This window comes from Lentzea kentuckyensis (genome assembly GCF_002150765.1).
Lineage (GTDB): Bacteria > Actinomycetota > Actinomycetes > Mycobacteriales > Pseudonocardiaceae > Lentzea > Lentzea kentuckyensis.
The window spans coordinates 1-19,562 of record NZ_MUYM01000005.1; the positions used below are offsets into that span (position 1 = coordinate 1).

At 68.1% G+C, this 19,562-nt stretch carries 24 protein-coding genes; 5 read left to right on the forward strand and 19 right to left on the reverse strand.

Annotation, left to right across the window (positions count from 1 at the left end; genetic code table 11):
* Positions 1-13 precede the first annotated feature (13 nt).
* From purL to B0F77_RS03435, 4 genes are all read right to left on the reverse strand, one after another.
* Entirely contained in the window at positions 14-2,275 is a 2,262-nt protein-coding gene (gene purL, locus B0F77_RS03420) for a phosphoribosylformylglycinamidine synthase subunit PurL (RefSeq protein ID WP_086661284.1), read from the reverse strand.
* A complete protein-coding gene (gene purQ, locus B0F77_RS03425) occupies positions 2,272-2,943 on the reverse strand; it encodes a phosphoribosylformylglycinamidine synthase subunit PurQ (protein ID WP_086661285.1) in 672 nt (223 codons plus the stop codon). Before purQ ends, purL begins: the two co-directional genes overlap by 4 nt.
* Entirely contained in the window at positions 2,940-3,179 is a 240-nt protein-coding gene (gene purS, locus B0F77_RS03430; RefSeq protein ID WP_030465889.1) for a phosphoribosylformylglycinamidine synthase subunit PurS, read from the reverse strand. Before purS ends, purQ begins: the two co-directional genes overlap by 4 nt.
* Before the next feature lie 238 nt (positions 3,180-3,417).
* On the reverse strand, positions 3,418-3,951 hold the full coding sequence (locus B0F77_RS03435; protein WP_086661286.1) for a hypothetical protein: 534 nt from the start codon (positions 3,949-3,951) through the stop codon (positions 3,418-3,420).
* A 103-nt stretch (positions 3,952-4,054) separates the two neighbouring features.
* Between B0F77_RS03435 and B0F77_RS03440 the strand changes: the two genes are divergently transcribed.
* On the forward strand, positions 4,055-5,047 hold the full coding sequence (locus B0F77_RS03440; RefSeq protein WP_245847805.1) for an NAD-dependent epimerase/dehydratase family protein: 993 nt from the start codon (positions 4,055-4,057) through the stop codon (positions 5,045-5,047).
* On the opposite strand, the gene B0F77_RS03445 is transcribed toward B0F77_RS03440, so the two are convergent.
* Entirely contained in the window at positions 5,031-6,155 is a 1,125-nt protein-coding gene (locus tag B0F77_RS03445; RefSeq protein WP_086661287.1) for a trypsin-like serine peptidase, read from the reverse strand. The two genes, B0F77_RS03440 and B0F77_RS03445, sit on opposite strands and share 17 nt — an antisense overlap.
* A 66-nt stretch (positions 6,156-6,221) precedes the next feature.
* Between B0F77_RS03445 and B0F77_RS03450 the strand changes: the two genes are divergently transcribed.
* On the forward strand, positions 6,222-6,845 hold the full coding sequence (locus tag B0F77_RS03450; RefSeq protein WP_086661288.1) for an MBL fold metallo-hydrolase: 624 nt from the start codon (positions 6,222-6,224) through the stop codon (positions 6,843-6,845).
* Here B0F77_RS03450 and B0F77_RS03455 read toward each other — a convergent pair.
* Entirely contained in the window at positions 6,808-7,458 is a 651-nt protein-coding gene (locus B0F77_RS03455) for a polysaccharide deacetylase family protein (RefSeq protein ID WP_086661289.1), read from the reverse strand. The two genes, B0F77_RS03450 and B0F77_RS03455, sit on opposite strands and share 38 nt — an antisense overlap.
* A gap of 50 nt (positions 7,459-7,508) precedes the next feature.
* A complete protein-coding gene (locus tag B0F77_RS03460) occupies positions 7,509-8,384 on the reverse strand; it encodes a phosphoribosylaminoimidazolesuccinocarboxamide synthase (protein WP_086661290.1) in 876 nt (291 codons plus the stop codon).
* A gap of 90 nt (positions 8,385-8,474) precedes the next feature.
* Here B0F77_RS03460 and B0F77_RS46915 point away from each other — a divergent pair, with 90 nt between their 5' ends.
* On the forward strand, positions 8,475-8,906 hold the full coding sequence (locus B0F77_RS46915; protein ID WP_143466543.1) for a hypothetical protein: 432 nt from the start codon (positions 8,475-8,477) through the stop codon (positions 8,904-8,906).
* Here the strand turns inward: B0F77_RS46915 and B0F77_RS03470 are convergent.
* The 7 genes from B0F77_RS03470 to B0F77_RS03500 are packed head-to-tail and all read right to left on the reverse strand — an operon-like array spanning position 8,903 to position 14,336.
* A complete protein-coding gene (locus B0F77_RS03470) occupies positions 8,903-9,700 on the reverse strand; it encodes an MOSC domain-containing protein (RefSeq protein ID WP_086661292.1) in 798 nt (265 codons plus the stop codon). The genes B0F77_RS46915 and B0F77_RS03470 overlap by 4 nt on opposite strands.
* The gene (gene purB / locus B0F77_RS03475) at positions 9,697-11,115 is read right to left on the reverse strand and encodes an adenylosuccinate lyase (RefSeq protein ID WP_086661293.1); all 1,419 of its coding nucleotides are present in this window, start codon (positions 11,113-11,115) and stop codon (positions 9,697-9,699) included. Before purB ends, B0F77_RS03470 begins: the two co-directional genes overlap by 4 nt.
* Before the next feature lie 25 nt (positions 11,116-11,140).
* Positions 11,141-11,896, reverse strand: coding sequence for a hypothetical protein (locus tag B0F77_RS03480; RefSeq protein ID WP_143466544.1), 756 nt, complete (start codon positions 11,894-11,896; stop codon positions 11,141-11,143).
* The gene (locus B0F77_RS03485; RefSeq protein ID WP_086661295.1) at positions 11,893-12,426 is read right to left on the reverse strand and encodes a SigE family RNA polymerase sigma factor; all 534 of its coding nucleotides are present in this window, start codon (positions 12,424-12,426) and stop codon (positions 11,893-11,895) included. Before B0F77_RS03485 ends, B0F77_RS03480 begins: the two co-directional genes overlap by 4 nt.
* A gap of 57 nt (positions 12,427-12,483) precedes the next feature.
* Positions 12,484-13,068 (reverse strand): TetR/AcrR family transcriptional regulator, encoded by a 585-nt coding sequence (locus B0F77_RS03490; protein WP_086661296.1) that lies wholly within the window; start codon positions 13,066-13,068, stop codon positions 12,484-12,486.
* Between the two features lie 27 nt (positions 13,069-13,095).
* The gene (locus B0F77_RS03495) at positions 13,096-13,782 is read right to left on the reverse strand and encodes a hypothetical protein (protein ID WP_086661297.1); all 687 of its coding nucleotides are present in this window, start codon (positions 13,780-13,782) and stop codon (positions 13,096-13,098) included.
* A 35-nt stretch (positions 13,783-13,817) separates the two neighbouring features.
* Positions 13,818-14,336, reverse strand: a complete 519-nt coding sequence (locus B0F77_RS03500) for a SigE family RNA polymerase sigma factor (RefSeq protein ID WP_086661298.1) — start codon at positions 14,334-14,336, stop codon at positions 13,818-13,820.
* Between the two features lie 183 nt (positions 14,337-14,519).
* Here B0F77_RS03500 and B0F77_RS03505 point away from each other — a divergent pair, with 183 nt between their 5' ends.
* Both B0F77_RS03505 and B0F77_RS03510 read left to right on the forward strand, forming a co-directional pair.
* On the forward strand, positions 14,520-15,461 hold the full coding sequence (locus B0F77_RS03505) for a threonine aldolase family protein (protein WP_425435618.1): 942 nt from the start codon (positions 14,520-14,522) through the stop codon (positions 15,459-15,461).
* 1 nt (position 15,462) lies between these two features.
* Positions 15,463-16,065: an HAD-IA family hydrolase gene (locus B0F77_RS03510; protein WP_086661299.1), complete on the forward strand. Its 603-nt coding sequence runs from the start codon at positions 15,463-15,465 to the stop codon at positions 16,063-16,065.
* On the opposite strand, the gene B0F77_RS03515 is transcribed toward B0F77_RS03510, so the two are convergent.
* From B0F77_RS03515 to B0F77_RS03530, 5 genes are read right to left on the reverse strand one after another with little or no spacing between them, the layout of a single operon-like run.
* Positions 16,009-16,734 carry a potassium channel family protein gene (locus tag B0F77_RS03515; protein WP_211293646.1) on the reverse strand — a complete coding sequence of 242 codons (726 nt, stop codon included), beginning with the start codon at positions 16,732-16,734 and terminating at the stop codon, positions 16,009-16,011. The genes B0F77_RS03510 and B0F77_RS03515 overlap by 57 nt on opposite strands.
* A 38-nt stretch (positions 16,735-16,772) precedes the next feature.
* Positions 16,773-16,922: a hypothetical protein gene (locus tag B0F77_RS48625; RefSeq protein WP_166049133.1), complete on the reverse strand. Its 150-nt coding sequence runs from the start codon at positions 16,920-16,922 to the stop codon at positions 16,773-16,775.
* A gap of 13 nt (positions 16,923-16,935) precedes the next feature.
* Positions 16,936-18,066, reverse strand: a complete 1,131-nt coding sequence (locus tag B0F77_RS03520) for a pyridoxal phosphate-dependent aminotransferase (RefSeq protein ID WP_086661301.1) — start codon at positions 18,064-18,066, stop codon at positions 16,936-16,938.
* Positions 18,067-18,087: 21 nt separating this feature from the next.
* Positions 18,088-19,251, reverse strand: coding sequence for a WXG100 family type VII secretion target (locus tag B0F77_RS03525; protein WP_245847806.1), 1,164 nt, complete (start codon positions 19,249-19,251; stop codon positions 18,088-18,090).
* 1 nt (position 19,252) lies between these two features.
* A complete protein-coding gene (locus B0F77_RS03530) occupies positions 19,253-19,558 on the reverse strand; it encodes a hypothetical protein (RefSeq protein ID WP_086661302.1) in 306 nt (101 codons plus the stop codon).
* Between the last annotated feature and the right edge of the window lie 4 nt (positions 19,559-19,562).

Sequence of the window (19,562 nt, forward strand, 5' to 3'; positions counted from 1 at the left end):
AGACCACTACATATCAGTCGAACAGTGCCGGGAGGGTGCCCTCCCAGGCCTCGCGGAGCTCGGTCAGCGGGAGCGAGCCGAGGTCCTGGATCTCCAGGGCGTTCGACTCCGGGTCGACGACGCCGACCTTGCGCCACGGCAGAGCGCGGGCGGTGCACATGTCGGTGAAGCGCTGCTCCTCGGTCCGCGGCACGGCGACCAGCACGCGACCGGCGGACTCGCTGAACAGCTCGGTGAACAGGTCGCCCTCGAGGAAGACCCGCGCACCCGTCTCACCGATCAGGCACGTCTCGACCAGCGCCTGGGCCAGACCGCCCTCGGCGAGGTCGTGCGCGGCGGAGACCATGCCGTCGCGGGAACCCGCGACGAGGACCTCGCCGAGCAGCTTCTCGCGCTGCAGGTCGGCCTTCGGCGGCAGACCGCCGAGGTGGCCGTGGACGACGTGCGCCCACTCCGACCCGCCGAACTCGGCCTTCGTCTCGCCGAGCAGCAGCAGCGTCTCGCCGGCCTCGGCCCCGATCCCGGTGGGGATGCGGCGCCGCACGTCGTCGATCACGCCCAGCACGCCCACGACCGGCGTCGGCAGGATCGCCGTGGAGCCGGTCTGGTTGTAGAAGCTGACGTTGCCGCCGGTCACCGGGATGCCCAGCTCCACGCAGCCGTCCGCGAGGCCCTTCACGGCCTGCTCGAACTGCCACATGACACCGGGGTCCTCCGGCGAGCCGAAGTTGAGGCAGTTCGTGACGGCGACCGGCGTGGCACCGGTGGCCGCGACGTTGCGGTACGCCTCCGCGAGCGCGAGCCGTGCCCCCTCGTACGGGTCGAGCTTGGTGTAGCGGCCGTTGCAGTCCGTCGAGAGAGCGACACCGCGGTGCGTCTCCTCGTCGATCCGGATCATGCCGGAGTCGCTGGGCTGCGCGAGGACCGTGCCACCACGCACGTACCGGTCGTACTGCTGGGTGACCCACCGCTTGGAGGCCAGGTTGGGGCTGGCCGCCTGGCTCTTGATGAGCTCCAGCACCTCGTCGCGGGCCGGCTTCGGCAGGCTGTCCGGCGTGTTCGCCTGCAGCTCGTCCTGGTCGGCGGGGCGCTGGATCGGCCTGTTGTAGACCGGGCCCTCGTGGGCGACGGTGCGCGGCGGCACGTCCACGACGACCTCGTCGTGGTACGTGATCACCAGGCGGTCGCCGTCGGTCACCTCACCGATCTCGGTGGCGATGACGTCCCACTTCCGGCAGACCTCCATGAACGCGTCGACGTTCGCGGGCTCGACGACCGCGCACATGCGTTCCTGGGACTCGCTGGAGAGGATCTCCGCCGGGGTCATGCCGGTGGCCCGCAGCGGCACGCGCTCCAGGTAGACGTGCATGCCGCCGTCACCGGCGGACGCCAGCTCACTCGTCGCGCAGGACAGGCCCGCGCCGCCGAGGTCCTGGATGCCGACGACGATGCCCTTCTCGAAGAGCTCCAGGGAGCACTCGATCAGCACCTTCTCCGTGAACGGGTCGCCGACCTGCACGCTCGGCAGCTTCTTGCGCTTGCCGGCGCTGTCGTCGAACGTCTCGCTCGCGAGCACGCTGACGCCACCGATGCCGTCGAGGCCGGTGCGCGCGCCGTAGAGGATGACCTTGTTGCCGGTGCCACTCGCGTGCGCCAGGTGCAGGTCCTCGACCCGCATCGCGCCGACGCACAGGGCGTTGACCAGCGGGTTGCCCTGGTACGACTCGTCGAACACGACCTCGCCGCCGATGTTCGGCAGACCGAGGCAGTTCCCGTAGCCACCGACGCCCGCGACGATGCCGGGCAGCACCCTGCGCGTGTCCGCGGCGTCGGGCTTGCCGAACCGCAGCGGGTCCATGACCGCGAGCGGTCGCGCACCCATCGCGAGGATGTCGCGCACGATACCGCCGACACCCGTCGCCGCACCCTGGTAGGGCTCGACGTAGGACGGGTGGTTGTGGCTCTCGGCCTTGAACGTGATCGCCCAGCCGTCGCCGATGTCGACGACGCCGGCGTTCTCGCCGATGCCCGCGAGCATCTTGCTGCGCATCTCGTCGGTCGTGGTCTCGCTGAAGTACTTCAGGTGCACCTTGGACGACTTGTAGGAGCAGTGCTCGCTCCACATGACCGAGTACATCGCCAGTTCGGCGTCGGTCGGACGGCGCCCGAGGATCTCCTTGATGCGCGCGTACTCGTCGTCCTTCAGGCCCAGCTCCTTGTAGGGCTGCTCCTGGTCGGGCGTGCTTTCCGCGTTCTTCACGGTGTCGATGCTCATGCCTTCACCACCGAGTCGAGCAGGGACAGGAACATGCCCAGTCCGTCATCGGTCGGGCCGGTGAGCGCGTCGATGGCGTGCTCGGGGTGCGGCATGAGGCCGACGACGTTGCCCTTGGCGTTGGTGATGCCCGCGATGTTGTTGCGGCTGCCGTTCGGGTTCTCGCCGACGTACCGGAAGACGATCCTGTTGTTGTCTTCCAGTTCCTTGAGGGTGTCCTCGTTGGCCTGGTAGCCGCCCTCGCCGGACTTCAGCGGCACGAGGATCTCGGCGCCTTCGTCATAGCGGGTCGTCCACGCGGTCGTGTTGTTCTCGACCTTGAGCCACTGGTCGCGGCACACGAAGTGCAGCTTGTGGTTGCGGACGAGCGCGCCGGGCAGCAGGTGCGCCTCGGCGAGGATCTGGAAGCCGTTGCAGATGCCGAGGACGGGCATCCCCTTGTTCGCGGCCTCGATGACTTCCTGCATGACCGGTGCGAACCGCGCGATGGCGCCGCACCGCAGGTAGTCGCCGTACGAGAACCCGCCGGGCACGATGACGGCGTCAACGCCCTTCAGGTCGTGGTCGCCGTGCCAGAGCGGCACGGCCTCCCCGTCGGCGTACTTCACGGCCCTTTGCGCGTCGACGTCGTCGAGCGTGCCGGGGAAGGTGATGACACCGACCCTCATGCCTCGACCCTGCGCACGGTCCAGTCCTCGATCACGGGGTTGGCGAGGAAGGTCTCAGCGATCTTGGCGAGCGTGGCGTCGTCGACGTCGTCGGCGACCTCCAGCTCGAAGTGCTTGCCCTGGCGGACGGCGGTGATGCCGTCAAACCCAAGGCGCGGCAGCGCGTTCGCCACCGCCTGGCCTTGCGGGTCGAGAATTTCGGGCTTCGGCATGACGTCGACGACGACTCGGGCCACGACAGACTGCTCCCGGGTTTGAGGGGGCTGGCGGTACTCCGGGAGCCTACCTGACCTGGGTGTTCATCAACTCGACAGGTGTGCGGAGGCACATCTTCACCCGGCTTCACCATCGGGTGAACCGGCTTGCCTTGGCGGCACTGTTCGGTAAAGTTGAACGTGCCGAGGCCCGTAAGCCGAGGAAGTGTACCCAGCCCACGTCCGGACGGTCGGCGGCTGGGTATCGCGCTGTCTGGGGTCAGATCAGATCGACGATCGACTCGACGACCGGCAGCACTCGCTCCCGCCATTCACCACCGGACCCGTAGCACCACGCCACAACGTCCGCGATCCACAGAAGCTCCTCGCTGGTGCTGCGGCGGTGCTCGTAAACAAGGTTCGACGACCACGCGGCAGGGCCCAACGACGTGCGGATCGTCTGGGCGTCGAGTCGATCGCGCTGGTCGCGGGAGTCCAGTACGAGCCTGTGGGCGTCGACCTTCAGCAGGTCGGCGACGAGTTTCTCGAGACACGTCTGACGGGCCGCCTCGTCACCCCAGTCACAACTGCGCGTGTACAGGCGCACGGAGACCCCCTCAGCGACCAATCGGGAGGCGATCAGCTTCCGCCGGCTCGGTGTTTCCTTCTTGCAGTGCAGCTCGTGCTGTCCGGGCATCAGCAGGCCGCGCAGGAACTTGCGGAACTTGGCCAGCTCGCCGGGTGACACCAGGGCCACGGCGAGCAGATAGGTGTTGTTTCGCCGCGACTCGTCGACGAAGGCGTGCAGACTCACGAAACGTCCATCGACCGGGGCCGAACGGTACTGAAAGAAGTCCAGCCGATCGAGGCGTTACGCCGAAAGCGGAGAGCGCTGGCACTTCCGTCAGATCGGACGGATGCTGGAGATCATGAAGATCCTGGTGCTCGGCGGAACCGTGTTCCTCAGCAAGGCCATCACGGCGGAGGCGGTGCGCCGGGGCCACGACGTGGTGTGCGGGGCCCGTGGCGCCTCGGGCGAGGTTCCCGACGGCGCACGCCTGATCCCGATCGACAGAAACAAACCCGGCGCGTTCGACCAGTTGGCCGGCGAGCAGTTCGACGCGGTGATCGACGTGTCGAAGTACTCGGTGAACTGGGTGCGGGACGCGTTGGAGGCCTTCGGGGCGACGACGCCGCACTGGACGTTCGTGTCCAGCATCTCGGTCTACGCGGACCACGCGACCGGCAGCGACGAGTTGTTGCCGCCGCTCGAGGACGACCCGACGCAGGAGTTCACCTCCGAGCGGTACGGCAGCGTCAAGGTGGCCAGCGAGAACGCCGTGCGGGAGGCGGTGCGGGGGCGTGAGTTCATCGTCAGGGCCGGGCTGATCACCGGGCCGGACGACCCGAGCGACCGGTTCGGGTACTGGCCGGCGCGGATGGCCCAGGGTGGGCGCGTGGTCGTGCCGGACAGCCCTGACCTGGGGTTCCAGCACATCGACGCGCGGGATCTGGCGCAGTGGATCGTGTTCGCGGCCGAGGAGCGGGTCACCGGTACGTACGACTCGACCGGGCCGGTGATGCCGTTCCAGATGGCCATCGGGGAGATCGCGGGGGCGACGGCGCCGGCCGGAACGCAGCTCGTGCCGGTGCCCGAACACGTGCTCAAGGAGCTGGAGATCAACCCGTGGGCCGGGCCGCGGTCGTTGCCGCTCTGGCTGCCGCACGAGTGGGCCAAGATGGTCGGCCGCGACGTCAGCAACGCGCTGGCGAACGGGTTGCGGGTCAGGCCGCTGGCCGAGACCGCGCTCGACTCGCTGGAGTACGAACGCGGCCTCGGGCTGGACCGGCCTCGCAAGGCCGGGCTCACGGCTCAAGAAGAGCAGGAAATCCTCACAGCAGTGAGTTGATCTGCGCGGCGACGAGGTCGATGCGCACGCCCTGGTTCGGGCAGCCACCGAAGTGGTGGAGCCCGATCACCTTGTGCGTGCTCCTCGACAGCACCGGCGAACCGGACGAGCCGCCCTCGGTGTCGCACATGTAGCTGATGTCGGACTGCGACACGTTGCCGTTGACGCGCACCGCGCGCACGACGCAGTAACCGCCGCCGTTGTTGTTGTCGCGCAACGACAACTTCTTCAGCTTCCCGGCCGGGTGGCCGACGATGTACATCTCTTCACCCACGGCCGGAACGCGCGCGTCCAGTTCGAGGTAACCGAACGAACTGATGGCCGCGAAGTTGTTCACGGAGAAGAGGGTGTAGTCCAGGCCGGCGTCGGTCTTGAGCACCTGGGACGCCAGCACCTTGGTGACGGTGGCCGAAGCGGTGCCGCCGCAGGTCGGGCACTGGTAGTTGAACCAGACCTCGATGCCGCTCACGCTGGTGAAGCAGTGGTTGTTGGTCAGCATGCGGTTGTTCGGGCCGACCCGCCACGCCGTGCACAGCGAACTGCCGTTGCGCAGCAGCTTCGCGACGGACGCGGTCTTGCCCCACTCGGTCGGGTTGCTGGACTGGTAGCAGACCGCGTCCTTGTAGTCGTTCGTGCCGCAGATGCTCTGCACGGACGGCTGCGAGGACATCTCGGCCTCGGTGTAGCCGCGCGTGATCTTGTCGATCCGCACGCGTGACAGCGGGTTCTTCAGCGACACGACGGCCGACGAGCCGGTGACCGACATGGCCCAGAAGCCGGTGGCGTCGGGCGTGGCCGTCAGGGACGAACGAAGATCCCGCGTGTAGGTGTACTTCTCGGTGCCGTCAGGGTTCGACACCGTGAGCACGTCGCCGGGCAGGATCCGCAGGTCGGTGAAATGGATCTTCACGTAACCGGAGCCTGGCCGGTCGATCACGGTCGACCGGGACTGTCCACCCACGCGGACCGAGATCGATTCCTCGGTGCCGATTTCCTGCGACTGCGGCGACGCAGCCTGAGCAGGTGTAGAGGTGGTGGTAGCAGGGACGAAGGACGTCATCGGCAGGGCGAGCGCCAGTGCCGTGAGGAGTTGCAGGGTTTTCCTCATGCCTTTTGATACTTCCGACGCCACCTGACTGTGTCAGCCCGCCGAACGTCGGTAATGGAGGAATCTGTGCAAGTTGTCCATTTCGGTCATGCCTGCGTACTTCTCGACACGGGAACGACCCGCATCCTGATCGACCCCGGCACGTTCTCGAGCGGGTTCGAGGACCTGGAAGACCTGGACGCGGTGCTGATCACGCACCAGCACTACGACCACCTGGACGTCGCGAAGCTGCCCGCGCTGCTCAAGGCCAACCCGCAGGCGCAGCTGATCGTCGACGAGGGTTCCGCCGACCAGACCGAGAATCCGACCGTCGCCCGGCCGGGTGATGTGTTCAAGGTCGGCGACACGTCGGTCAAGGTCGTCGGCGGTCAGCACGCGATGATCCACGAGGACATCCCGATCGTGCCGAACACCGCCTACGTGGTCGGCGACGGCGCGTTCTACCACCCCGGCGACTCGCTGTTCGTGCCGGACGAGGACATCGACGTGCTCGGGCTGCCCTCGGGCGCGCCGTGGCTGCGGCTCGGCGAGGCCGTCGACTTCATGCGGGCGATCAAGCCGCGGGTCGCCGTGCCGATCCACGAGAAGCTGCTGTCCATGCCCGAGAACGCCTACCGGATGTTCGACATGCTCAAGCCTGAGGGCACCGAAGTCAGGCCGCTGACGCTTGGCGAGGAGACGGCAGTCTGACGTAGGTGGTCGGCGCGGCGTCGTGGGCGAGTGCGATGTCCACGGCGTCGAGCACGGCCTGCCGCGCACCGGACCGGTGCAGGTCACGTGCGTCGACGGTGATCCGGGTCAGACCACCTCGGCGCGCGGACCTGGCCGCCGCGTAGACCAGCGCGAGCGACCGCAGCTCACCGAAGCTGCTGCGCTCGGTCAGCGCGTGCAGGCGCCCCAGCGTCACGAGCCCGGTGCCCACGTCGCGGACGGCGTGCGCGTCGGCGCAGCGGGTGAACTTGTGCTTGGCGAGCGCGATCAACGTCCCAGGCGACGCGACACAACGGCGTGGCGCGAACGTGTCGGCGTTGAGCCCGATGGCGTCCATCTGCACACGGGCGCCCATCAACAACAACCCCGCCTCGTAGGCGGGCAACCGCCGTTGGCCCAGGCCGTGCAACACGACGGCATCGCCGAGTGCGGCGCGCTGCCGCACCCATTCCTGCGCCCTGTCGAGCTCGCGAGGGATCACGAGCAGCGACAACGGCACCTTCCGCGGGTCGAGAGCCGCGGCGAGTTCAGCGCATCGGTCGAGTGTCTGCGGACCGATGCCGGACAGAGAGACCACGAGCTGTGAGTGCACCGTATGAGTGCGCCACGCCGTGGTGACATCCGCGTGAAAGCGGAGCTAACTCACGCGAGCCAGTCAGCGAAAGACCGGCCAGTAAGCCGCTCGTACGCCTCGACGTACCTCGCCCGAGTGGCCTCCACGACCTCCACGGGCAACGCGGGCGGAGGAGTGTCGCTCTTGCGGTCCCAGCCCGACTCGGCAGACGTCAGCCAGTCACGCACGTACTGCTTGTCGAACGACGGCTGCACGCGACCGGGCTCGTAGCCCTCGGCCGGCCAGTACCGCGACGAGTCCGGCGTGAACACCTCGTCGGCCAGGATCAGCTCGCCGTCGGCGTCCAGCCCGAACTCGAACTTCGTGTCCGCGAGGATCAGACCGCGCGTCAACGCGTACGCGCGCGCCTCGCTGTACAGCTCGATCGTGCGGTCACGCAGCTTGGACGCCAGCTCCTCACCGTGCTTCGCGGCGATGACGTCGAACGACACGTTCTCGTCGTGCGCCCCGATCTCGGCCTTCGACGCGGGCGTGAAAATCGGCGGGTTCAGCTCGGAGGCCTCGACCAGCCCGGCCGGCAGCTCGATTCCGCACACCGCACCGGTCGCCGTGTAGTCGGCCATGCCGGAGCCGGTCAGGTACCCGCGCGCCACGCACTCGACGTCCAACATCTGCAGCTTGCGCACCAGCAGCGCCCGGCCGCGGACCTCGGCGGGGATGCGCGGGTCGTCGTACGCGACCAGGTGGTTCGGGGTGAGGCGCTCGAACCAGAACACGCTCATCGCGGTGAGCACGCGGCCCTTGTCCGGGATCTCCGTGCTCAGGATGTGGTCGTACGCGGAGATGCGGTCGGACGCGACGAACAGCAGCAGCTCGTCGTCCACGTCGTACAGATCGCGAACCTTGCCGCGGGCGACGTGCTGGTAGTCAGCGAGCGTTGGCACGCCGGTCAGCCTACGTGCAGCAGGTTCCGGAAACCGACGTACACCCCTCACCACTACAGATCAAGCTCGAAGAGCCTTAAGGTGCACCCCGTGCTCACCCGAAAGGCGTTGTGGATCCCGGCGTTGGCCAGCGCGGGACTGCTCATCGTGCTGGGCGTGGCCGGGTGGGGCATCGACTCCACCCCCATCTCGTCCTCTCAGTCGGGCTCACCGGACACGAGCACGATCCAGTCGGTCAGCATCGTGCCGACCCCGGACGTGGCCGACATCACGGTGAAGACCTCGTCCGACACGACGACGGCCACCACGACGACCACGAAGCCCAAGCCGCCACCAGTGCAGGCTCCTCCGCCCGCTCAGCAGCCGACGACGACCACGACGCCCCCGCAACAGGGCCTGCTCGTGATCGAGAACGCGTCGTGCAGTCCCGAGGGCGCGAGCGGCATCGACCTGCGCGGCGAGCCGTTGGTCTGCCGCAAGGACCCCAAGCGCGGCGACCGGCTGCGCTGGCACCGGGCCTAAGCGGCGGCCCACTCCAGGACGTCGATCCTGTCGCCGACGGCGATGGTGCCGGTGCGCACGACCTGCGCCTTCATCCCGAAGGTCACGCCGCCGTCGGCGTCGCGCCGGTAGGTCGCGAGCGAGCGGATCGGCTCCGGGCCGGCCTTCACCCCGGTCTCCTGGTCGACCATCGGCACCGCGCACCGCACACAGTCCTTGGCGTAGCCCAGCTCCACGTCGCCGACCACCGCCCGCCGCACCCGGTCCTCCGTGTGCGGTTCCGGCCACCCGGACATGACCACGTTCGGACGGAACCGGTTCATCGGCACGGGCTCGCCGCCGCGCTCCAGGATGCGCTCGTTCAACCCGTCCAACGAGGACAGCGAGAGCATCAGCAACGCGTTGCCGTCCGCGTATCCGACGAGGCCGGTGGTCTCGCCGGTCGTCTCCCTGCGCAGGCCGGGTGGCGTCCGCACGAGCCGCACCGGCTTTCCCAGCAGGTCGGAGAAGTGAGCAGCGGCGGCATCGCCCTGGTCCACCCCGGACCCCTGCCAGGTGTGCACGACCACCGGCACCCGAGGCCCGTCGGCGACGATCGGGAACGACTGCCCGCCGATCAGCAGCGAAGAGTCCGTGAGGTACGGACGCAGCGCGGCCATCGCGGGCACCTTGCGCTGCGACAGGAACACGCCCTCGTCGTCCACCAACATCATCATCCGGTCGCCGCGCAACCCCGTGAGGTCCACGACCGAGGACCTCACGGAGTACCCGCCACACCCCTTGATCGGGTAGACGACCAGATCGGAAACGATCACAGAATCGGCTCAGGCTCGTAGGCCGGGTACTTCTCGACGACCGCGGCGACCTGCTCGACGACCGACGCGACCTGCGCCGACGCCACGCCCGTGAACGACAGGCGGTCGGCCAGCAGCGCGTCCAGCGCGGCCCGGTCGAGCGGCAGGCGCTCGTCGGCGGCCAGGCGGTCCAGCAGGTCGTTCTCCGCGAGACCCTGCTCGCGCATCGCCAGCGCGACGGCCACCGCGTTCTCCTTGATGGCCTCGTGCGCGGTCTCCCGGCCGACGCCCGCGCGCACCGCCGCCATCAGCACCTTCGTCGTGCCGAGGAACGGCAGGTAGCGGTCGAGCTCACGCGCGACCACGGCCGGGTAGGCGCCGAACTCGTCCAGCACCGTCAGGAACGTCTCCAGCAGCCCGTCGAACGCGAAGAACGCGTCCGGCAACGCGACCCGGCGGACCACCGAGCACGACACGTCACCCTCGTTCCACTGGTCGCCCGCGAGCTCGCCGACCATCGACAGGTAGCCGCGCAGGATCACGGCGAAGCCGTTCACGCGCTCACACGAGCGGGTGTTCATCTTGTGCGGCATCGCGCTGGACCCGACCTGACCTGGCTTGAAGCCCTCGGTCACCAGTTCGTGGCCGGCCATCAGGCGGATGGTCTTCGCGACCGACGACGGCGCCGCCGCGAGCTGCACGAGCGTCGACACGACGTCGAAGTCGAGCGAGCGCGGGTAGACCTGGCCGACGCTCGTGAGCACGCGCTCGAAGCCGAGGTGGCCGGCGACCGTGCGCTCCAGCTCGGTCAGCTTCTCCGGCGTGCCGAGCAGGTCGAGCATGTCCTGGGCGGTGCCGACCGGGCCCTTGATGCCGCGCAACGGGTACCGCGCGATCAGCTCGTCCAGCCTGCCGAACGCCACCAGCAGCTCGTCCGCACCGGTCGCGAACCGTTTGCCCAGCGTCGTGGCCTGCGCGGCCACGTTGTGCGAGCGGCCGGCCATGACGAGGTCGGAGTGCTCGGCCGCGAGCCGCGCGAGGCGCCCGAGCACCGCCGCGACCTTGGACCTGATCAGCTCCAGCGACCGCAGCACCTGCAGCTGCTCGACGTTCTCGGTCAGGTCGCGCGAGGTCATGCCCTTGTGCACCTGCTCGTGTCCGGCGAGCGCGTTGAACTCCTCGATGCGCGCCTTCACGTCGTGCCGCGTGACCCGCTCACGCGCCGCGATCGACTCCAGGTCGACCTGCTCCAGCACCCGCTCGTAGTCGGCGATCGCGGTCGCCGGGACCTCGATGCCGGCCGCCGCCTGGGCGCGCAGCACGGCGAGCCACAGCTGGCGCTCCAACACGATCTTGTGCTCGGCCGACCAGAGCGTCGCGAGCGACGTGGAGGCGTAGCGACCTGCGAGGACGTTGGCGATGCGCGGCTTGGTCACCCCGCCAGATTAGTGCACACAGGACTCACTCCCAGTCGATGCTCGGGTCCGTGACGAGCTCTGTGAGCACCCCCACGCGCACCGGCACCGTCTCGCGCAGACCGCTGCCCGACGCCGGGTTGTAGTTGTGGCTGGAGATCGTCACGTTGAGTCCGCTGGGGAACCGGCGCACCACCTCCGAGTGCGCGATCTGCGGGCCTCCCTGGTCGTACTCGACCTCGGTGACGGTCGACCCGTCCTTCTGCGGGAGATCACGGCACAGCACCGCGCCGCCGCACAGGTTCCTCGAGTTGAAGTCGCCCCTCATGACTTCCACGCGCAGCGAAGTCGGTCCGATCTGATCGGTCAGGAAGACGTAGCCCCAGAACGACTGGTCAGAGGCCTTCCTCGTCGGGATCGACGTCGAGGACGGCCCGTAGCCGGGAGGGCCGGGGCGGATCTCCGCGTAGACCTCCTTGAAGGAGGTCACCTTCAGCGCGAGCGTCTCCGCCAGCGCGTCACCGATACGACTGACCCTCTTCTCCGCAGCCTCGCTCGGAGGCGCGGACGTGCTCGTCCGGGTCTCGGAGCCGAGCTGGCTGTCGTTGCCGCGGGGCAGCAGGCCGGGCAGGGCGAAGGACGCCACGGCGATCACCGCCGTAGCCACTCCCACACCCACCAGCGCTCGGCGACGACTTTTTTTCTGCTCGACCCGCCTGATCAGGGTGTCGGGGTCGAAGTCGAGCGGCGGCTCGTCCCAGACGGCCAGCAGCATTCCCTCGCGGATTTCCTGCTCACTCACGACGCGACCCTCCCCGAACTGCTGTCGAGCTTCTCCACGATGGCGCGCAACGTCGCGAGGCCGCGCGCCGTCTGGCTCTTGACCGTTCCCTCGGTACAACCCATGGCCACCGCCACCTCGGCGACCGACAGGTCTTCGAAATAACGCAGCACGAGCACCGCCCGTTGCCTCGGCGGCACCTGCAGCAACGCGGTGTGCACCAACTCACGTGCCCACAGCTTCGCGCTGGTCGTGTCGGGATCAACAGTGGCGTCCGCGGCGTCCGGCAGCTCCCCGTCGCGCTGCTCGGCTCTGCGCCACGGCCTGCGCTTCTCGTCCAGCCAGGTGCGCAGCAGCACCTTGCGGGCGTAGGCGATCAGGTTGTCGAGATCCTTGATGCGCTTCCAGGCGATGTACATCTTCATCAGGCTCGACTGCATCAGGTCTTCTGCCGTGTGCCAGTCGCCACAGAACAGATATGCAGTGCGTCGCAAAGACGCGGCATTGGCTGCCGCGAACTCGCGAAAGCCCTGCTCATCGGCCTTGCGCATGCGATCCCCTCTCGCGTCCTCAAACAGGGGAACGCATCAGGGGAACGCGAGGTTGCATCACTCCTGACGCGAAAGAGCCGAACGGAGCATCCTGGCCGCCACGCCGCGCGGGTCCGGCTTCAGCTCGATGAACGCGTTCACCATCGAGCCGTCGACCAGTGCGATCAACTCCTCGATCCGGCCCGGCGCGATGTCCCGGCCCGAGCGGGCGAAGATGTCGGCGACCAGCTCGTGCAGCTCCGTGGACAGCACGCGCATCAACGGCCGCAGATACGGGCGGCGGCCGGTCGCGACGAGGCGTTCGTAACGCAGCAGCATCGTCTCGGTGTCGGTGCCGTCCTGGCCGACCAGCAGGTCGAGGACCAGGTCGACGAGCACGTCGTCGTCGGTCAGCCGGTTCGAGATCGTCGTCAGGCGTTCGCGGCAGCTCGCCAGTTCCGCATGGGCGTGGAACTCGACGGCCGCGGTGATCAGCTCGTCCAGCGAGTCGAAGTAGTACGTGGTCGACGCGAGCGGCAGACCTGCGCGTTCGGCGACCGCGCGGTGCCTGACCGCGTCGAACCCGCCCTGCACGAGCAGTTCGGACGCGGCCTCGACGAGCGCCTGCCGCCTGCGCTCACCCTTGGGGGTTGCTGCCGTCATAGTCGCGCCAGAGTACTTGGCGAACGATCAGAACCTCGGGGCCAGTGCGTCCGCGAACTGCCTGGCCTTGCCCTTCGCCTCGCCGTCACCCTGGGTGAGGACGTAGAGGTCCTGGCCTTTCGCCGTCTTCACCTTCTCCGTCCGCGCGTCGGCGGGGGCGTCGAACTGCCCTGGCGTGACGATCGCGGTGACGGTCAGGCCATCGATCTTGAACGCGGCCGAGCGGGAGTCCGGTGAGCACGTCACCGTCGGCGGGATGGCGAATTCCGGTGAGACCGAAAGCTCTCCGGCGAGGGCGACGGCGAGCTCTCGGTCCACACCTGCGCAGCCCTGCACTGCGCGCGCGCTGACCGTTGGGTCAACGCTCCCCGATGGCGTCCCGTCCCCCTGCGTGGACGATTCGCCGTACGGGGAGTCCTTCTGGGTCGGCTGACCCTGTTCCAGCGCGGTCATCGGCGATTGTGCCGCGTTGTCCTGCTGCTGCCCAGAACCAGCCACGGTCGAACTGTTCTTCTCCTGCGTGATCCAGTTGGTACCCGCGACGACACCGCCGAAACCGAGCACCACGACCAGGGTAGTGCCGGCGGCGATCGAGTTGCGCCTGCGGACCGTGGCGCGTCGCGAAGCCGTCCGGACGTCACTCGCGTCGAAGGACGCCGGTGGCGCGTCGTGCGCGGCGTCGCGGAACAGGTCCGCGAGCTTCTGCTCGTCCATCTACGTCCTCCTCTCGCTCGTGTGCACGACGTTGTTCACGACGCCGGTCGCAGATCGTCGATGGCGTCACCGAGAGCTTCCCGCAACGCGGTCAGCCCGCGGGCGGTCTGACTCTTCACAGTTCCTTCCGAGCACTTCAGCACCTCGGCCGTGGCCGTCACGTCGAGGCCCTCGAGGAACCTCAGCACGAGCACGGCCCGTTGCCGGGGCGGGACTCTGCGCAGGCCCTTCATCAACGCCTCGCGCGTCGCGACCGTCTCACCGATCTCGTGGTCCGTCGTCGGTGGTTCCGGCATCTCGTCGGTGAACTTCTCGCGCCGCCACGGACGGCGCGACTCGTCGATCACCGCACGCACGACGGTGCGCCGGACGTAGGCGTCGAGAGCCTGCTTGTCCCGGATCTTCCGCCACCTCCTGTGCACCGCCACGAACGCTGTCTGCGCGAAGTCGTCAGCGCGGTGCCAGTCGCCGCACAGCAGGTATGCCGTTCGGCGCACGGCCTCACGGCGAGCCACGAAGTACTCCGCGAACTCCTGCTCGTCGCGCTGATCCACGCGGACTGCTCTCCGCTCGTTCCTCGAGTTGCACTTACCGGACGGAATCCGGGTCACCAACGGTTGCACGAACCACCGGGGAGAGCTACATCACCCCCTCGGTCGTTCACCGGATGTGATGTGATCGGGCGCGTGACCCCCATCGACCTGCGCTCGGACACCGTCACCCAGCCGGACGAGGAGATGCGTCGCGCGATGGCCTCGGCCGAGGTCGGCGACGACGTCCTGGACCACGACCCGACCATGGCTCTGCTGGAGGAGCGGGTCGCCGAGTTGGTCGGCGTCGAAGCCGCCCTGTGGGTTCCGTCCGGGTCAATGGGCAACCTCATCGCGTTGTTCCTGCACCTCGAGCGCGGTGACCGGTTCCTGGCTCCGCTCGGCGCGCACGTGCTTGACGCCGAGCTCGGAACGGCCGCCTGGCTGGCGGGAGGGATGCCGCACGCGCTGCCGGTCGTGACGCCCGAAGCCGTGGTGGCCGCCGGTGGTGGTGAGTCTCCTTATTACGGGCTTCGCACGACGTTGTTGTGCGTGGAGAACACGCACAACGCTGCCGGTGGCACCGTGACCACGGCTGATGAGCACGCACTGCTGGTTGCTGCTGCTCGGTCCGTTGGGCTGGCTGTGCACTTGGACGGCGCACGGCTGTGGAACGCGTCGGTGGCACTCGGGGTGACGCCTGCTGAGTTGGCCGTTGGTGCCGACACGGTGCAGGTGTGTCTCTCAAAGGGGCTCGGGGCGCCGGTCGGGTCGGTCGTGGCCGGGTCCGCGTCCTTCGTGGTCGAGGCCCGGCGGGTGCGGAAGATGCTCGGTGGCGGGGTTCGGCAGGGTGGTGTGCTGGCGGCCGCCGGGCTCGTCGCCCTGGACCGGATCTCGCGGCTCGCCGACGATCACGCTCATGCCTCGGCGTTGGCCGCCGGGCTGCGTTCGTTGGGCTGGGACGTGCCGGAGCCCGCCACGAACATCGTGCTGGCGTCCGTGCCGGAGCCGGCCAAGACGCTGTCGTCGTTGCGCGATCTCGGGGTTTTCGCCAGTCCGATGTCTGGCAAGGTCCGGTTCGTGACGCACGGCGACGTGGACTCGTCCGACATCGCCGAGGTGCTGCGCCGGCTACGAGAGGACGCCTGAGATGCGCTGGATCGTGTTCGACTTCGGCGAGGTCATCAGTCAGCGGAACCCGGCGCTGCCCGCGATGGCCGCGCGGCTCGGGGTGCCCGTGGAACGCTTCGAGGGCGCCTACTGGGATCGGGACGCCTACGACCGCGGCGGGTCGGACGGCGACTACTGGTCGTTGATCGGGTCGTCGCTGGGGCTGACTTTCGACGACACGTCCGTGCGCGAACTGACCGCGCTCGACAACGCCGGGTGGCTGGACGACCCGGTGGCGGAGACCGTCGCGCTGATCGAGGATCTGTCGGCGCTGGAGGTGCCGCTCGCGTTGCTGTCGAACGCGCCGGTGACGTTCGCGCGGCTCGCCGAGAAGGTGACGTGGGCCAAGCACTTCCGGCACCTGATCTTCTCCGGCGACCTCGGGTACGCGAAGCCGGACGTGGCGATCTGGGAGCACCTGTGCGGCGTGCTGGGTGCGGCGCCGGCCGACCTGATCTTCCTGGACGACCGTCAGACGAACATCGACGGCGCCGCGGCGTTCGGGATCGACGCGCGGTTGTGGACGTCAGCCGCCGCTGCGCGTGTTGAGCTCCGCGCGGAGTTCGGCGATCTCGGCGCGTAGGTTCCGGAGCTCCTGCGCGGTCTCGAGTTCGGCTTCCTCGACGCCGCGCAGCTTTTCCACGAGCCAGCTGGCGATCGTTCCGGTGATGACACCGAGCAGGGCGATGCCGCCGACCATGAGCAGCCCGGCCACCAGCCGTCCCTCGGCCGTGACGGGGAAGCGGTCGCCGTAGCCGACCGTCGACATGGTGGTGAGCGTCCACCACAGCGCGTCGCCGAACGTCGTGATGCTCGCGTTTTCCGCGTGCCTTTCCGCGTCCAGCACGGCCAGGCTCGCGCAGAAAACGACGATTATCGTCACGCCGCCGACGTAAATGCTGACCCGTTGCCGGATTTTGTGCTGGAACTTCTTGTTCAGCAGTGTGATGACGGTGATCAGCCGGAGCACCCGGAGCTGCCGCACCATCGGCAGCACGACCGCGGCGAGATCGAAGAGGTGCGATTTCAGGAAGTGGATCTTGTTGTTCGCGAGCGTCAGCCTGGTCACGTACTCCGCCGCGAACACGGCCCAGACCAGCCACAACACGATTTCCAGGGTGAAATGCATGCTGCCGTGATCGTCGAAGACCTGCCACGCGTACGCGACGAGGAACAGCACGGCGAGAGCCGTCAGCGGCCACTCGACCTTTCGCTCCCACCGTTCGAGGCGGGCCTCGTTGGACTGCAACACCGCTTCATGGTGAGCGGTACGTCCCATTTAGGCCAGGGTCACCGCTTGGATTTGATCGCACCGTAAGCGGCCGTGCCTGCGAGGAGTAGTCCTCCAATCACAGCGAGCCAGAAAAGGCCTTTCACGACGGCTCCGACGACGGCCAGCACGATCCAGATCGCCACCAGCCACCCGATGATCGCCCACATGGGTTCCTCCCCTTCACAGCCATGCCTTCAGACGTACCAACGCTGCTTCGATGTCCTGTGTTGCACCGGCGAAGGACATCCGCACGAAGTGGTGCCCGTCGACGGGGTCGAAGTCGATGCCGGGAACGATCGCGACGCCGGTGTCGTCGAGGAACCGGCGGCAGAACGCCATCGAGTCGTCGGTCAGGTGCCGGATGTCGGCGTAGACGTAGAACGCGCCGTCGGCCGGTGCGAGCTTGTCGATGCCCAGGTTCGTCAGGCCTTCGAGGAGGATGTCCCGGTTGGTTTTGTACCTTTTCAGGTGTTGTGCGGTTTCCGCGTAGGCGTCCTCGTGAAATGCCTCGACGGCGGCGTATTGCGCCAATGCGGGCGGGCACAGGGTGAAGTTGCCGGTCAGGCAGTCGACGGCCCTGCGGAGTCGTTCCGGGAGAAGCATCCAGCCGAGCCGCCAGCCCGTCATCGCGAATGCCTTGGAGAACGAGTTGACGACGATGGCCTCTCGCGAGGTTTCCCAGGCGCAGTGCAGCGGTTCGCCGTAGCTGATGCCGTGGTAGATCTCGTCGCTGACCAGCTGGACACCGTTGTGCTGGCACCAGTTCGCGATCGGGCCGATGTCCACTGTGGTCCCGGTCGGGTTGGCCGGACTGGCGACGATCACGCCTTTGAGGTCGGCGCCGAGCATCTCGACCGTGGGCTGGAAGCGCGTTTCCGGGCCGCACGGCAGCTCGACGACCTCGCATCCCAGCGCTTTCAGGATGTTGCGGTAGGCGGGATAGCCGGGCCGCGCCAGGGCGACCTTGTCGCCGGCGTCGAACGCGGCCAGGAACGCCAGCGTGAACGCGCCGGACGACCCCGTCGTGACCACCACGTCGTCAGCGGTCACGTCGAGGTCGTACTCGCGCTTGTAGTGGCCGGCGATGGCCTGGCGCAGCTCGGGGATGCCGAGCTGCTCGGTGTAGCCGAGCGCGTGGTCGTTCAGCGCTTTCGCGGCGGCGTCCCGCACAGGTTTCGGCGCCGGGCTCGAAGGCTGCCCGGCGGCCAGTGAGATCACGTCACCGTGCGTCCGCTGCCTCAGCGCGGCAGCGGAAAGCACGTCCATGACGTGGAAGGGCGGGACGTCGGCGCGGGCAGCCACGGTGAGCATGCCCTGAGGCTAACTCCCTGGTCAGTAGCCCTGGTAGCCGCCGCCCTGGGACATCGCCTTCAGGCCGGGGTGGCCTTCGAAGCCGCCGTAGCGCGAGAACGTGTACCGGACGCCGGCGATGATGTTGTCGACCGGGTTCCAGATGTCGTCGTGGCCGGGCAGCTTGTGGGCGTTGAACGTCGAGTCGATGCACTGCATCAGGCCCTTGGACGGGTGGCCCGCCTGGTAGTTCGAGTCCCAGAGGTTGATGGCGTGCGGGTTGCCGCTCGACTCCTTCTCGATGATCTTCCAGATCTCGTCGATGTTCGCGTCGGTGACCGGGATGCCGTTGGCCTGCAGGATCTTGATGGCCTCGCGGATCCATTCCTCGACGTTGCCGGGAGGCGGGCTGCCGGAGGGCGGGCCGCCGCTGGGGCCCATGCCACCGCCGCCTCCGCCGCCACCACCGCCTTCGGAGCCGCCACCTCCGCCGCCACTGCCACCACCTTGGTGCTGGGCGGGAGCGGACTGCTGCTGTTGCTGCGGGGGCGGAGTGTCCGAAGAGGACGCCTTGGTCGAGTCGTCGGGCGGCGCGGACGGTGCCCACTCGACCGGCTTGCCGGCTGCGGGGACGAACGCCTGCGTGTTCGGGTCCTCAATGGACGAGAACTTCGGCGCGAGCGCGCCAGGTCGGCCCTTGAGGGCGCCCGCGGCGGCGTTCACGGCGTTTTCCACCTGGGAGACAACGGGTTTCGCGTCGCTCGTCGCCTCGGCGCAGTAGCCGCGAATGACGCTGTCGACATCCTCCTGCGGCTGGTTGTGCAGCTGCTGGCGCGTCTGGCGAGCGCGGCTCAACAGGTTCTCGCAGATGCTCGTCATCGAGGTCTTCGCGGACTCCAACGCGTTCGCGGCCGCCTCCAGGTCGGCCGCGGCACCGTTGAGCGCGTCCGTCATCGAAGTGCCGGCCTTCGTGACATTGCCCATGTAGGCGACGAACCCGTCCGCCGACTTGCCCTCCCAGGCGCCGTCGAGCTGGCTGACCGACCGCTGCAGGGCGTTCGTCTGGTCACCGCACTTGCCGGCCGCCTGCTTCCAGCGGTTCGCGATGTCGCGCACGGCCTGCGGTTGCGCGGTCTCGATCTTGTCGGCGAGCGCGGCCAGCTCGGCCCCTCCCGGCAGTGCCGCGACCTCGTCCATCGCGCTCACGTCAGACCGCCTTCATGGAGTTCTTGTTGACTTCCTCGACGTCCTGAACGCTGGTCTGCACCGCGTCGAGCGCGCTTTCGACCTTGCGCAACACTTTCTCGGCCGCCTCGAATTCCTGCGCGCCCGCCTGATCCATTGCGGTCACCGCGCCCGAGACAGCGCCGGAAGCGCCGAGTTTTCCGAAAATGTCCGGATTGCCGTACTGATTGGAAAAGCCGTCACCGATCGCGCCGAATTGTCCGGCCTGGCTGCTCACGGTCGTGCGGCACTGTTCCATGGCTTCGCTGTTGAACTTCGCCACAGCCATGCGC

Bases quoted from the DNA above. Each gene is read 5' to 3' on its own strand.
- B0F77_RS48625 (WP_166049133.1), bottom strand. From the start codon at position 16,922: ATGTGGGCGATCATCGGGTGGCTGGTGGCGATCTGGATCGTGCTGGCC.
- B0F77_RS03485 (WP_086661295.1), bottom strand. From the start codon at position 12,426: ATGCGCAAGGCCGATGAGCAGGGCTTTCGCGAGTTCGCGGCAGCCAAT.
- B0F77_RS03490 (WP_086661296.1), bottom strand. From the start codon at position 13,068: ATGACGGCAGCAACCCCCAAGGGTGAGCGCAGGCGGCAGGCGCTCGTC.
- B0F77_RS03445 (WP_086661287.1), bottom strand. From the start codon at position 6,155: ATGAGGAAAACCCTGCAACTCCTCACGGCACTGGCGCTCGCCCTGCCG.
- B0F77_RS03505 (WP_425435618.1), top strand. From the start codon at position 14,520: ATGCGTCGCGCGATGGCCTCGGCCGAGGTCGGCGACGACGTCCTGGAC.
- purQ (WP_086661285.1), bottom strand. From the start codon at position 2,943: ATGAGGGTCGGTGTCATCACCTTCCCCGGCACGCTCGACGACGTCGAC.
- B0F77_RS03530 (WP_086661302.1), bottom strand. From the start codon at position 19,558: ATGGCTGTGGCGAAGTTCAACAGCGAAGCCATGGAACAGTGCCGCACG.
- B0F77_RS03495 (WP_086661297.1), bottom strand. From the start codon at position 13,782: ATGGACGAGCAGAAGCTCGCGGACCTGTTCCGCGACGCCGCGCACGAC.
- B0F77_RS03440 (WP_245847805.1), top strand. From the start codon at position 4,055: ATGCTGGAGATCATGAAGATCCTGGTGCTCGGCGGAACCGTGTTCCTC.
- purL (WP_086661284.1), bottom strand. From the start codon at position 2,275: ATGAGCATCGACACCGTGAAGAACGCGGAAAGCACGCCCGACCAGGAG.
- B0F77_RS03520 (WP_086661301.1), bottom strand. From the start codon at position 18,066: ATGCTCACCGTGGCTGCCCGCGCCGACGTCCCGCCCTTCCACGTCATG.
- B0F77_RS03510 (WP_086661299.1), top strand. From the start codon at position 15,463: ATGCGCTGGATCGTGTTCGACTTCGGCGAGGTCATCAGTCAGCGGAAC.